The organism is Paraglaciecola hydrolytica (genome assembly GCF_001565895.1).
Classification (GTDB): Bacteria; Pseudomonadota; Gammaproteobacteria; order Enterobacterales; family Alteromonadaceae; genus Paraglaciecola; species Paraglaciecola hydrolytica.
The window spans coordinates 306,340-320,861 of sequence record NZ_LSNE01000006.1; the positions used below are offsets into that span (position 1 = coordinate 306,340).

Annotated in this window: 9 protein-coding genes; 2 read left to right on the forward strand and 7 right to left on the reverse strand. The window is 42.4% G+C overall.

Translation table 11 applies throughout. From position 1 onward, the window contains the following. Window positions 1-3: 3 nt before the first annotated feature. Window positions 4-3,486 carry an ATP-binding protein gene (locus AX660_RS13395; protein ID WP_162266421.1) on the forward strand — a complete coding sequence of 1,161 codons (3,483 nt, stop codon included), beginning with the start codon at window positions 4-6 and terminating at the stop codon, window positions 3,484-3,486. A 44-nt stretch (window positions 3,487-3,530) separates the two neighbouring features. On the opposite strand, the gene AX660_RS13400 is transcribed toward AX660_RS13395, so the two are convergent. Both AX660_RS13400 and AX660_RS13405 read right to left on the reverse strand, forming a co-directional pair. Further along, window positions 3,531-5,258, reverse strand: coding sequence for a sensor domain-containing diguanylate cyclase (locus AX660_RS13400; RefSeq protein ID WP_082768906.1), 1,728 nt, complete (start codon window positions 5,256-5,258; stop codon window positions 3,531-3,533). Between the two features lie 227 nt (window positions 5,259-5,485). Beyond that, a complete protein-coding gene (locus tag AX660_RS13405; RefSeq protein ID WP_068377767.1) occupies window positions 5,486-6,886 on the reverse strand; it encodes a M20/M25/M40 family metallo-hydrolase in 1,401 nt (466 codons plus the stop codon). Between the two features lie 464 nt (window positions 6,887-7,350). Between AX660_RS13405 and AX660_RS13410 the strand changes: the two genes are divergently transcribed. Further along, window positions 7,351-8,181: a glycoside hydrolase family 11 protein gene (locus tag AX660_RS13410; RefSeq protein ID WP_235594742.1), complete on the forward strand. Its 831-nt coding sequence runs from the start codon at window positions 7,351-7,353 to the stop codon at window positions 8,179-8,181. A gap of 243 nt (window positions 8,182-8,424) precedes the next feature. On the opposite strand, the gene AX660_RS13415 is transcribed toward AX660_RS13410, so the two are convergent. From AX660_RS13415 to rsxD, 5 genes are all read right to left on the reverse strand, one after another. Beyond that, entirely contained in the window at window positions 8,425-11,058 is a 2,634-nt protein-coding gene (locus AX660_RS13415) for a hypothetical protein (RefSeq protein WP_068377769.1), read from the reverse strand. 249 nt (window positions 11,059-11,307) lie between these two features. Next, on the reverse strand, window positions 11,308-11,940 hold the full coding sequence (gene nth, locus AX660_RS13420; RefSeq protein ID WP_068377771.1) for an endonuclease III: 633 nt from the start codon (window positions 11,938-11,940) through the stop codon (window positions 11,308-11,310). Window positions 11,941-12,004: 64 nt separating this feature from the next. After that, on the reverse strand, window positions 12,005-12,703 hold the full coding sequence (locus tag AX660_RS13425) for an electron transport complex subunit E (protein WP_068377772.1): 699 nt from the start codon (window positions 12,701-12,703) through the stop codon (window positions 12,005-12,007). 1 nt (window position 12,704) lies between these two features. Further along, a complete protein-coding gene (gene rsxG, locus AX660_RS13430) occupies window positions 12,705-13,385 on the reverse strand; it encodes an electron transport complex subunit RsxG (RefSeq protein WP_068377774.1) in 681 nt (226 codons plus the stop codon). Continuing rightward, complete coding sequence (gene rsxD / locus AX660_RS13435; protein WP_068377776.1) at window positions 13,382-14,479, reverse strand: electron transport complex subunit RsxD; 1,098 nt, start codon at window positions 14,477-14,479, stop codon at window positions 13,382-13,384. The genes rsxG and rsxD overlap by 4 nt, the downstream gene beginning before the upstream one ends. Window positions 14,480-14,522 lie beyond the last annotated feature (43 nt).

A 14,522-nucleotide genomic window follows, 5' to 3' on the forward strand; every position in this document is an offset into this window, starting at 1 on the left:
TTTATGACAACAAGCCTAGTGATTTTATTGTTAGTGATATTCACTATGGCCACCGTGTTAGACAGTAAAATAGTGAGCCGCGCAGATGATGAAATAACAGATGACCTAAATAATGCCCTTAAAGTATCCGAGAACGTATTAACCGAAACTCTAACCAGACACCGTAAAACCCTATTGTTTTTATATGAAACACCCCCGGTAATCGGCTTAGTTCGCGCTGCAGAAAATCACGGCCATGATCCAGTTGACAATACCAGCACAGCACAATGGAAAAGTCGTCTAGCGACTATATTTACCGCCTACATTAAAAATAATACTGACGTTGACCAGTTACGAGTCATTAGTTTTGAAGGACAAGGTAAAGAACTGGTTAGAGTTAATCGTGACGCGGGACAAATAAGCTCGGTTGCAGAACCTGACATGCAAATAAAGGCCAATGAATTTTATTATTCGGCTACCCGTGGTTTAGCCCTCGGACAATTTTATATTTCGCAAATTCAGCTTAACCGCGAACATGGAAAGTTAGAGTTACCCTATCGACCTACCATTCGTATATCAACACCCATTTTCTATTCAGATGGGCAGCCATTTGGTTTTTTAATTATCAATGTTGATGCCAGTAGCCTTATTAATGAGTTGCTCGAAAATACCCCAGCACCTTATTTTCCGATATTAACCACCCAAGATGGTTATTTTATCCAGCATCCCAATAAAAAATATTTATTTAGTCAGGATTTAGCCAGTGGTTATCGCTGGCAAACGAGTTATAAACAGCAGCCAAGTGACGCTTTTAGCCGTTTAACTAAGGTTATATCGTTAGAGCAGGGGAGTGGTTTTTATTTTGCACAGGCCAATATTCCACTTTCTGGTGGGGCAAAACAAACCCACATGAACCTTATCATTGGTGCCCCTGAAAGTGTTATCGCTGCCTTGATGTTAGAAAAACGTCTGTTTGCCTATTCGTTTGCCATCATTATTTTATTGATATTGTTTGTGGTGATTTTTGGTTATCAACGTCATATCAATCGTGTGGCAGAATTATCTGCGACTCGCGCTCGTTTTGCCGCCATTGTGGACAGTTCTAAAGATGCCATCGTCTCTATGACTCATTCTGGGGTTGTCACCAGTTGGAATGACGCTGCAATGATCATCTTCGGCCTTGCTGAGTCACAAGCTTTGGGCCAACAATTTGACGAGCTTGCTTTGTTGCAAGGCACAAAAATGGCGCCAAATATCAAACGATTATTATCCTCAGGTGAAATAGAGGCGATAGAAACCTCTTGCCTAAATAAGCTGCAAGATGTGGTTCATTTATCCATAAACTTGTCAAAAATTGTGAGCAAGGACGCCAGTCATAATGGTGTGGTGGCTCTCATCAGAGATGTTAGTCTGCAAAAAGAAGCAGAAGAAAAAATTCAACAATCCAACCATATGCTCGAAATTAAAGTGCAAGAAAGAACGGCCGAGCTTGAAATTGCCAGTCAAAAAGCACTTAAAGTCAGTAGCATTAAAAGTGATTTTATTTCTACCGTAAGTCATGAAATGCGCACACCTTTAAATGGGATTATTGGTAGTTTGAATTTACTCAAGCGTTTATCCAGAACTACTGAGCAACAAAAGTTAATGGATCTGATGGATTCAAGCACCAATATTTTGGCGCGTTTGATCAATGACATTCTGGATCTATCCAAAATTGAAGCGGGTAAACTCGAGTTTGATAACCAGCCATTTAACCCTATGGGGGTGTTGGAAAACTGCGCCCTTACCATGGCGGTAAAAGCACAAGATAAAAAGCTGGAGTTTATTTTAGATGCCAGTGGTGTAGTACACACACAAGTGGTGGGCGACGAGGACAGACTCAAACAAATTTTAAATAACTTGTTAAGTAATGCCATTAAGTTTACGCAACAAGGACATGTTGCAGTAGTGGCCTTTAGCGCTGAGCGTGATAACAAGGTTATTTTAGATATCGCGGTCAGTGACACGGGGAGGGGCATTGCAGAGGAAAATAAAGATAAATTATTTGAAGCCTTTTCTCAAGAAGACAGCACTATCTCCACTGATTTTGGTGGCACGGGGCTGGGTTTATCCATCTGTAAACGTTTGACTAACATGATGGATGGCGATATCAGTTTCACTTCAACCAAAGGCAAGGGCAGTTGTTTCCGCTTTCAGGTAGCCTTCCCGCTTGAGCAATGTAAGTCATTCAAGCCCTTAGCAATCTTGACTAACCAGCAACTTGCCTTATGGGTAGACAATACAGTATTGCAATACGCTGTAGCCAATATGTTTGTGCACTTAGGCGCAAGTTTGTTTGATGTTACCTCTGATACACCACCTGAGCACGGACCTAATCGGCCAGATCTTATTAAACTGTTAGTGATAGATCAGGCAAACAAGGAGTTTTCCCAACAACTACGCCTTGCTCAAACTTGGCTTGATACTCAGTTGCTGGATACTCTAGTGATCTTACAATCTCCCTTTATGGAATGGGATGTAAGTCGCAATGAAAAAATCCTTGTACTGACAAAACCCTTAACCATCAACGAACTGATTTATCGATTTGATCCTAGTGCTTCGGTTTATAGCGTAAATGACGTGGACCAAGTGAATGGTAATTTGGTGGCCAATTCAACATTGTATAATCCACAACTTTATGTGTTATTAGTAGATGATAATGATATTAATTTGGAAGTTGCCTCCGGCTATTTATCCTTAATTAGCCCCAATATACTTAGGGCAAAAAATGGACGTATTGCACTAGACATACTCAACAAAACGCGGGTAAATGGTCAACATATACATAGTGTCTTTATGGATTGTAATATGCCTGAAATGGATGGTTATCAATGTGCTCAGGCGATCAGAAGGGGCGAAGCGGGGGCAGCATATAAAACGGTGCCCATTATCGCGATGACGGCCAATGCGATGTCGGGCGAGCGTGAAAAATGCTTAACGGCTGGCATGGATGATTATATGACTAAACCCATTGTGCCCAAGGTATTGGAAAACAAAATCAAACAATGGACCTTGCCAGAATTTGACCGACTTACTAAACACAAAAAATCACAGCCTTTAACAGGAGATAGAAAAATGGAAGAGACAACAGCAGCACCGGATGATAAGAAAGTTGCAACAACTCAACTACCCTTAGCTGTTTGGGATCAAAGTGCTTGTTTAGTGCGTATGATGAATAATCAGGCCTTACTTGATCGTATTACCCAGATGTTTTTAGTCGCTGCACCTGAAAAGTTTGCCCTGCTCGAAAGTGCCATGACTGCACAAGATTTTGCACAGGTGCATAGTATTAGCCATTCGCTTAAAGGTTTATCTGCGGAAGTCGGCGCCTTACGTTTTAATGCTGTGATGATAGAACTAGAAGCCAGCGCAAAAAACCAAGATAGTCAGGCGGTTAGTGCACTAAAAACCGAAGTCACTGAGCAGTTTAATGCCATGCTTAAGCAGATGTCGGCCCATTATAGTTAAGCTGATATTATTGCGGAAGTGGTAGTTAAAATTAACGGTGATGTTTAGGCTTGTTGATTTTCTGCAAGAGTATTGTGCTTTGCATACACTGTGTTGCGGCCAGCGTTTTTAGCACAATATAACTGCACATCAGCAGCTTTAATTAATTCATCTACACTGGTTTCGTGCAACAGTTCGGCCACCCCAAAGCTGGCAGTGACAATGACTTTGTTATCGGCCAGTTCAAATTCAGTTTGGCTTATTTGTTTGCGTATTCTTTGCGCAATAGACACGGCATTGCTTATGTTGGTATTGGGCAATACGACAAGCAGCTCTTCTCCACCCCAACGCACCGCAATATCAGCCACTCTGGCGTTTTCTTTAATGATAAAAGAAATTTTTTCCAGCACCTTATCACCTAAAAAATGGCCATATTTGTCATTCAGTAATTTAAACTTATCGATGTCGAGTAAGATGGCTGAAACGCTCTGATTGCGCGCTAAAAAGTCATCCCAAATCGGTGCTATTTTTTTGTATAAACCGCGTCTATTGTAAAGCCCGGTTAAGGGGTCTAGCAGGGCAATACTTTCTGCCACAGATTTTTTAAGTTTTGATTCTCTGACCAATTCTGCCAAGGCCAATGCTAGCAGTACGGCGTCTAACAACATGCCAATTTCAACTGCTCTGAAGGTAAACTCGTTGAAGGGTATCAAGCCCCATACACTTAAGGCGGTGATAAAGGTGCCAATGGCCGCTGATATGCTGCCAATCAAAAAATAGTAGGCTGCTTGATAGCCAAACTTTAAGGACAACAAGCCTAAACTCACCATGATAATTGGGTAGAGCAAGGTAAAGCTCATTGCAATGAATAGTGCGGTAATATTGCTGGATGCGAGCACCGTCAGAGTGAATAAGCTCAGTGCCACAACAGCTAAATACAATATGGCTCTGTTGAGCCTAGGAAAGTGCTGTTTGAGTTCTAAAAACTGCCGCGCGAAAGCCAAGCCGCTGATATTAAATAACAGAATTAGGCTGGATCCACACCACATTTGCCAGGTGGTATTGTTTGGCCATAACCATCTAAAACCATGACCTGTGTAGGCAAAATTCATCGCCAGAAAAAAGCTTAAAAACACCGAATAATATAAATAGCGGCGGTCTTTTAAGGAAAAAAACAAAATAAGGTTATAGATCAGTAATGCTGTTATAGCGCCATATAACAAGCCATAGCTGTAAGCATGGTATTCAGTTTTGGCTGTTAACTGTTGGTCACTCAATAAATAAATTGGCAAGCTGATTGAATCTGGGGTGCTTACTCTGATTAAGACTTGTGTTGTGCCTGGGGGGAACTCAAAGGGCACCACAAACAGGCGCGAATCCACTAAACGTTGTTTGAAGGGATAAGCGTCACCCAGTTGATAGCGGCTTGTAATTGTTGAGTCTTTGAAAAAGTAAAAATCCAGCTTATCTACCCAAATGTTATCAACCAATATATTTCGTTTTAGGGGGGTATTACTACTGTTATGCAACGAGATAAATAGCCAGATTGGTTTAGTGCCAATACCAAAGGATATTGCTGAACTATTAATGACTTGTGGAATATAACTTGAGTTGTTTTGTGACTGAGTAAAGGCCTTAAATGCCTCAGTGGCACTAAGCTCGGCATCAGACTCTTGTATGTAAACCATCAGTTTACCGATAGCAGAGTCGTCAATGCTGGCTAAATCGGTATCTGTGGCTAGGAGTGATGTACACCACATCAACATGCAAAAAGTACATAAACGTATCGTCATGATGATTAACGTTACCTTTTAATTGATTTAATTTTTACTGCATCCTGCATTATTAAGTTGTTTGGCTATAGTGTGCAGTGTTTTAGTTTAAATCAACAAAGCTTAATCACCAGTTTATCTGCAAATTCACATAAGTCTTCGATGATGCTTGAGTCGCAGTAAGGTTAACATACACACTTTCAGTGCAAATCAGCGGGCGATTCAAGGTGTCGCCCGCTAGCAAAGTATTAGGGTTTCAACTCTACGTCTGAATCTGCAATCAAATAGATGCTCGCTGCGTATGCCGCTATGTTTTGCGCTAGTTCATCGGGATCAATCTTATCTAGGGTATCGTCTGGCGTATGGTGCAGGTCAAAATAGTCGCGGCCGTTTTGGTTTAAACGAATAGTCGGTACGCCTTTGGCGGCCATTGGAATGATATCAGGCCCGCCGCCTGGCACATCCGCCCCGCCTCTGACAATGCCAAGAGGAGATAAAATTTTAGCTATTTCATCGATTAATAAAGTGGCTTGTGGGTTGAGGTTCGACTCCAATTGCCAAATGGTTTGCGCCCCAAAATCAGATTCAGTCGCCAGCACATGATTATTTAGATTAGCTTCATGTTGTTTTGCATAAGCAAATGCGCCAAGCAGACCAACTTCTTCTGCGCCAAACATGACCACACGAATAGTACGCTTAGGACGTTTGGGTAGCTTGGCAATCAGGGCCGCCGCCGCGGTGGTAATCGCAATACCTGCGCCATCGTCAACTGCTCCAGTACCCAGATCCCAACTGTCTAAATGGCCACCAATTAAGACGATTTCATCCGGCTTTTCACTGCCAATTAAATCTAAAATGACATTGCCACTGCTGACTTCGCCTTTCCATTTTGATTCTGAATGAAGTGATATGGAAAGCGGTTTGCCTAGATTATGTAAACGACGAAGGTGATCGGCATCAGGATTAGAAATGGCGATAACAGGAATCTCAGCCCACTTTTCGCCGTCTTTACTCATCATGCCTGAATGGGGGAATCGATGAGAGTCTGAGCCAACAGAGCGAACGACTAAAGCACTGGCACCACCACGTTGTGCATGTTGCCAGCCTATTCGACGACGTTGGTTAGCTTGACCATAGCCTGCGCCGGTCTGGCTTTTAACCATCATATCGCCATCGATAAATACAATTTTACCTTTGAGGCTGTTGTCTTTAATCTCCGCCAATGCGTGAATATCTCTGAAATATTCCACATCGGCATTAATACTTTTTTTGGTCGGCGCAGCGCCACCTAATGCAGTACCGTATAACTCTTGTTGGTAAGGAGAAGTAAGGGATATATGTAAATGGCCTCGATCCCAAAATGGCATCGTAAACTCTTCAACTTGGGTTTTATCGAAACCCAAGCTTTCCCCTAGCTTTAAGCCCCAGTCTCTTGCGCGTTTTTCCGCTTCTGAGCCGCCTAAACGGGGACCAATTTCTGTTGTAAGTGATGTCACTATTTCCATGCCTAAGTCGCTCTTGAGGGCGGTTTGCATGAGTTGTGTCGCAGTTTGTTTTTGCTCGTTTGTAATTAGTGCTGGTGCCGCCAGTAATTGCGCACTAAAAATACTTAACACAGCGCCAATGGTAAGGCGTTTCAGTTGTTGCATGAGTTCTCCAGTGAAATGAGTACCAATTATTAGTTTTAGATTTGTGAGTGTACAAAAACCAATACTACTCAGTTTTGTCCTTAAATTCACACAAGTATTCAATAATACACGAACCGCAACGGGGGCTTGTGTGCAATGTAGGTTTATCTGCTGTAGGAGTAAGCAATTTTGTTCAGCTAAATTAGCTAACATTGCCCTTGGTAAAATTAAACCGATATTTTTACAAGAGCAACTTAGTCACTGCATCAAAGATATCACCAAAAGGTAGGCCCTAAGAAGAGTATGGAGATACACAGATAAAAATCTGTAAGGCTAAAACGACTTAAGGTAGTTGAATGTTTTGCACCTGACGAGATAGCCTAACAATATAAAAACGAAAACAGTCGACCTTGAATCGTTGCATTTGATCTATGTGTTTAAACAATCAGGGTGTCAACGCGAATACAAAAAGTGAGGGGAGTAAGGTGAAAAATTATTTTTTGAAAAGTGCGATGGTCTTGTGGCTTATATGTGGTGCAGTTGGCTGTTCTTCTGAAGATACATCTTCACCATCAACTAACGAGCTGGTAGCAGAAACACCAGTGGATGGCATTAATAAATTTCAGGCATATACACAACAATACACCGAGAATACAACTCTTAGTCAAAATCATGCTACAGGCCATATTGGTGACTTATTTTTTACCCATTGGAAAGACGGTGGCACCACCTCTTTGACTATGCAGTTGGACGGTAGTTTTGATGTGAGTTGGCAAGGTGGCGGTTATAATTACGTTGGTGGCCCAGGCTGGCATTATGGCGATATTAACCGGGTGATTGGCTATAACTTCAGCGAGGACAGCGGCGCTAACTTTATTACGGTATACGGCTGGGGCTATGATAAAACTATGTCAGAAACAGATCCCGCGCATTTAGTGGAGTATTACATCTTACAAAGATGGTCAGATGCTTATGAGCCGAGCAAGAATGGTGTCTTTGGTAAAACCTTTGTGAGTAATGGTGTGGAGTATTCAAGCTACCGTACCTTGCGTGAACAAAAGCCTTCAATTAATGGTCCATCCACCTTTTATCAGTATTGGAGCAAACCCAATCAGCCTCTTCCTTTGGGTGAAAGTCGAGAGATTATTTTTGCTGATCATGTCAAAGCATGGGCCGATAGCGGTTGGATACTGCCAGATATGAATAACTTTGATGCCAGTGACGATCCGACCTATCAAGTCATGGCGGTAGAAGTGTTTAATCCACCTAAAGATGGTACCGCTTCGGGCCGTGTTTGGGATGCCACGCCCAAATAGCTACTGCGTCGCAGGGTACTTAGCCAAACAATTTTGGCCAATGATGGGCCTTTTAAACTTTATGCTGCCTGCGTTTATTAGATCGACTGCAGATCGTAATCCTAAGACGGCTGAACGTTCGAAACCAGAATTACAACGGGTTGTCAGAGGCTATCATTTTGAACTTTAGTTGGTCGCTTCAACTTCTCACGCCTGCGCTAATTCACGTAGTCTTTAATATAATGTTAAGGTGAGCATGGTGCGTTATTGATAATACTGATCTAATAGAAATTGCAGTTCCTCGGCTTTGCTACATCGTACTGGACCACACATTGGATCAGCTTCGAATTCTGCGTGTTTAGACTTACCCATATTTAAATTAGCCTTACGAATCCTTGCTTTATCTTCGGCATATGAACTGGGACCAGTCTGTTTAGACCTAATTTCCAATGCAAAACGCTGTGCTTTTAGTTCATCTATGAACAAGTAAGTCTTTAACGGTTTGGTTTGTTCATTTCTGCATACACTAATTTCACACTCACCGGGTTTCATTCCAACTACTGAGCAGTATGGTCTGGCCGTTGTTAGTTCCCACATGTCTTTAACCGACTTACCATCTTGGATTACATTCTGGTATTCAAAGGTGAATGGGAAGGGATTAATCTGTGGTAGTCGGCAGCTCTGATAAAATGGCGAGACACCTGGAGGGTGTTCTCTAATATATTGGTAGGAAGCTAGTTGATTTTTCTCGATCTTGACTACTCCCATTTCCACACCGGGTGTTAAGCCTGCATCCCAATCCCACTGACTTCTTACATGAAGAATGCTGACATAATTTGTTTCACCTGGTCGTTGTGCTAAATGCGTTAAACGACCGCTTTTGTTCACCATAAAATATCTTTTTTGGGAATTGCTCAATACTTGAGGGTGATCCAAAAACTCAATTTCTAATTCGGTTTTACTGAGTAATTCAATACGCGCTTTAACGCTATCAGAATCCACTTTGCGCGCATTCTCATATGCAATTTGTTTGCGTCTGGCTGCTTCTTCGTGGGTAATAAATGCCGATAGATCCGCTTGCCAGTTGTTAGATTTTTGAGTGATCGCAATGCACTCGAGATCCTGACAAGTATAACCGGTCGGCACACCAGTAAACCTAAAACTAATTTGTTGTGTTTCGGGACAGTAAAGACTGTATTGGTGGCTCAAGTGAGTCGTTATTTCCGATATAGCACTAAATGGAATATCAAGCAGCAACCTGTGTGAAATTTCTAAGTTGAAATGTGGCTCAGGTTTACAAACTGATTCGGTTTCAAAGTCTATATAGTCGTTGCGTAAGTTTATTTTTGCTCTAAAAGTGGTTGGTTCAGCATGCCCATGGTAACCATCTTGAAATACCCACTGATTCTTACGCGAAAGCGTACCATATGCGGTACGTGTTGCTCGATGATAAGCCTCCTGCTGCGCCTTTTCGATTGGCGCAATTTTCGCTTTTGGCACCTCTATCCTGATGGCCTCTATATTTGCTGCACGGCAGGCTAGGTTCAGAGCTTTTACCATGACATTAAGTGGTTTAACAAAGGCGGTAAACTCAGAAAGTTTATTCGTTGTATAAAATTGAGTTTGTTCACGAATTAGAAGGGCACTTACATCATCTGCGCGATTGGCAGTTATACCGTGAAAACCTAAAAAGTTAACCACCATCCAAGGGCTACAGTGGCCTTTAAACTGAAATATGGCACCAGTGAGCATATCAGAAACCGTAAGCTCAAGACCCAAAGCGCCAAATGGTAATGCCACAGTTAATAAATAGGGTTTGCTATATAGCTTTTTATTCCGATTATTTATATCCAATGCCACCCAATTGGTTAGCTGCCAAATGTCTTCTTCGTAATCTGGATTATCACGTAAATGGGGAGAGGTGACTTTTTTCACTACTTTTTTGTTGCTGGGTGATGGCTCATTGCGTTGGCTAGACACATCCGCTTCCTGAAACGGTAATCGCCCCTCTCCTTGCCCGAAAAATAACGCCTTGTAATCCGTACCATTTTGCGTCAACACCGTAACGCTTATCTGATTTGCACTAATTGCTTCAAAAGTAATCTGCTTTATAGTGATACTGGGGCATGAGGTCCGTTCGGCGGCAACTACACTTATGGAAAACGTTGTATTCGTTGAGCCTTCCAGCTTATCGACAGCATAAATGCAATTCTTACCATCCACAACTAATGTAATCGAACCTGAAAGCCTTCCAGCATTGAATGTTAGGCCTATTACGTTGCCACTGGAAAGATTGCTTGAACCGGTATTTTCAGGTGTGAACTCTCCAACCCAAATCCCTGGCAGACCTTTTTTGAAAACGCCATTAGGAAGCAGCTTTACTTCTTTAGCGCTTAACCAGCCAAACTTAATTGCGTTTTCAAGGTTAACGTAGCTAGCACCTAAAGCAATCGGTCGCCCTTGGCTTATTGCTATAAGTGCCTTGACAGTAGGGTATTGCGCGAAGGATATTTCTACTCCTACATTTGCACTGCTTACCGCGAAAAACTCAATCCGGTTTACGCCTATCTTGGTGCACACTTCATTGGCTGCAATCGCCTTTTTGTTTTTGCCTTTGTTAGGCATAAGTGAAGGAATGAAAGATAAATATGATTTTTTAGCGTTAAGATCTTGTTGCTGCAAAGAAAACTGACAATTTACTTTACCAATAATATCGAATTCACTCGAATCTAAAAAGGTAGTCAGGAGCAATGATGCGCTATGCTTTCCTTGTTTAAAACTCCACTTAGACAATGATATATTTAGGCTTTTAAATGGCCTATCTACCCCTATAACCTCTCCAGTCCAAAGCCCAGAGTTAGCTGATTCAAAGGGGTAGATTTCTTTGGCTACCACCATTGTTGAAATGCACGACAACAAGCATATCCATATTATTGCTGTGTTCCTGAGTAGCAAAATCTTCCCTCTACGTTAAGTTTGAATAAAAATTGTACAGTAAATGGTCCTCAAGTCAAAATACCAATGGCATCGTATCATAGGGGCAGTGCTCATGATTTTATTACGCGCAATTGGGGGCGAAAATGGACCATAATCACGACTGAAAGATAGTTTCCTTTGTATTTATTTTCGCTCACAGGCGACATTTGACTACTCAGTCTTCTCTTTAAACTCACACAAGTCTTCGATAATACAGGAACCACAGCGAGGTTTGCGGGCGATGCAGGTATACCTTCCATGTAAAATCAACCAGTGATGCACATCTATTTTAAATTCGGTAGGTATGACTTTAAGCAGTTTTTGTTCAACGAGATCAACGTTTTTGCCCGGGGCTAAACCGGTACGGTTACTGACTCTAAATATATGGGTGTCGACAGCGATAGTAGGCCAACCAAAAGCCGTGTTGAGTACTACGTTTGCAGTTTTACGGCCCACGCCTGGTAGGGCTTCGAGTGCTTCGCGGTTTTCTGGTACTTCGCCATTATGTAGGTCTACCAACATTTGGCAGGTCTTCATGGTATTGACAGCTTTGGTATTAAATAAACCTATGGTTTTTATGTAGGATTTCAAACCATCTAGGCCTAAGTCTAATATTGCCTGTGGGGTATTTGCCACGGGGTAAAGTTTGGCAGTCGCCTTGTTAACACCAACGTCCGTGGCCTGTGCCGATAGTAGGACGGCAATCAGCAATTCAAATGGCGTACTAAAGTTGAGTTCGGTCGTTGGGTGGGGATTCTCAGCACGTAAGCGAGTTAACATTGCTAGTCGTTTTTGTTTATTCATAATGCACTACTATTTTAGTTTGCTAGTTGCTAGTTTCTAGTTTCTAGTTTCTAGTTTCTGCTTCTCAGCTCTCTGCCGTGACTCTGGCTCGTTGCACTATTTTTTGCTTGGCCTTTTCAGCAAACAGAGCTTCCATGCGATTATCCATGATATTTTTCAGGGCGATTAATAAACCCATGCCCAAAAACGCACCAGGGGGCAGAATAGCTAATAAAAACGGGCTGTCTGTTTCAAATAGGGTGATTTTTAAACTAGTGGCCCAGTCGCCCAAGAGTAGATTAGCACCAGCGAATAGGGTGCCGTAACCTAAAGCTTCGCGCATGCCGCCTAAGATCACCAATATTAAGGTAAAGCCCAAACCCATCATCAAACCGTCAAAGGCTGAATGACCAACCGGGTTTTTAGAAGCATAGGCTTCAGCTCGGCCAATGATGGCGCAGTTAGTCACGATTAAAGGAATAAAGATGCCCAGTGCCTGATATAAGGTGAAGGTATAGGCATTCATTAATAATTGTACGACGGTGACAAAAGCCGCAATGATCATCACAAAAATAGGAATACGGATCTCGTTAGGCACCCAATTACGAATGAGTGATACCGTAGTATTGGAGCCAATTAATACCAATGTAGTAGCCAAACCTAAACCAAGCCCGTTGATGAGAGTTGCCGTGGTGGCTAAGAGGGGACAAAGCCCTAACAATTGTACAAGGGCTGGATTGTTTTTCCACAGGCCTTGCCAACTTAATTGTTTAAATTCATTCATTTTAATCTGCCTTGCTGGAAGCTGAATTAACAGGAGAGGCGTCTAGGCTACAGGCATTGGCTGCGGCAAAAATGTCGTTTTTGTGCAGCTGATAAAACTCTGCACTGCGCTTAACGGCTTTAACCACAGCGCGGGGAGAAATCGTTGCACCAGTAAACTGGTCAAATTGTCCGCCGTCTTTTTTCACGGCAAAACGTGGAGCGCTTTCTGCGTTAAAAATCCGTTGGGCAAAACTCAGTACCCAATCATTAACTCGTAAGTCAATTTTATCCCCTAAACCTGGGGTTTCTTTGTGATCAAGTACTCTGACCCCACTGATCATCACATTGCCATCGGCATCATCATTTAAGCCCACAACTATTTGAATTTTACCACTGTAGCCATCAGGTGCAGTGGTTTCAATGGCAACCGCAACAGCTTGTTCGTTGTTAAGTGCCCGGTAAATATGCTGTGGCTCGTTGCTACCTAAATACTCAGCAGAGGTCATCAAGGCGCAGTTGTTAGCGATAGCATTGTTATACGAGCTTGGATCGATGATCGCGTTTAAAATAGCTTGTAACTTTTGCTGTTGCTGATGGGCGATTTGCTCTTTAGTGCCAAAATAAGTGAGGCCAATTAAACCACTGGTTACCATGGCAAAAGCAGCCAAAATCAAGCCTTTATTGAATATCGACTTTGTCATTTTTTGGCTCCACTACTTTTGGCTTCGCGACGTCCGGCTTTATGACCATAAACTCGTGGGCGAGTGTAATAATCAATTAATGGCACCGCCATATTCATGATGATTACCGCAAAAGCCACGGCATCAGGGTAACCGCCCCAAGTACGTATGATATAGACCCAAAAACCGATAGCCGCACCAAAAATTAAACGGCCTTTATTAGTAGTGGCGGCCGACACCGGATCGGTGGCGATAAAAAAGGCACCCAAAATAATACTGCCATTAAATAGATGAAAAATACCGGCAGGAAAACGATCACCGTCCACAAAAGACATTACAGTGGCGGCGACAAAGATGGCAGCCAACATACTAAATGGAATATGCCAGTTGATGACTTTTTGTTTAATTAACCACAAACCGCCAAGCAAAAAGGCCAAACCGATCCACGACCAGGCAACATTGACGGAGTATAAACTGCTGTCAAAAACCGCCAGTTGCAGACTTTCACTGTAAGTTAGGCCGTTAAGTAGCTCGGTTTTAACAGTATCAAGTGGAGTTGCCATAGTGTGGCCATCTATACCAAAACGTAGCTGCTGTAAGCTAAAACCATCCTGACTATAACCGGTGAAAATTGCATAAACTGCATCGATAAAACCATGGTCATATTGGGCCAGACTTTGTGCTGGTAGCCATTGGGTCATCTGTAAGGGAAAAGACACCAGTAACATCACATAAGCCGCCATGGCTGGGTTAAATAGGTTAAAACCTAAACCACCATAAAGTTGTTTTACGATGGCAATGGCAAAAAATGTGCCGATGACAATCAGCCACCAAGGCGCAAAAGGTGGAATGCTGATGGCCAATAAAACGGCGGTTAATACCGCACTGTAATCTTGCAAGTTGCGTTCAAAATCCCGTTTGCGTAATTCTAATATACTGGCCTCAGTTACCACTGCTGTAACAATCGCCAGCATAATTTGCACTAAAGTACCAAAACCAAAAAACCAAGTTTGCAATAAAATTCCGGGGATCAAGGCATACAAAACTAAACGCATGACTTGTCCGGTATCACGACGAATATGCTGGTGGGGTGAACTGGCAAGGTTAAAATTCATGGTATTTAACTTTCATCTTTAGCGGCTTTTTTGGCGGGGTTTT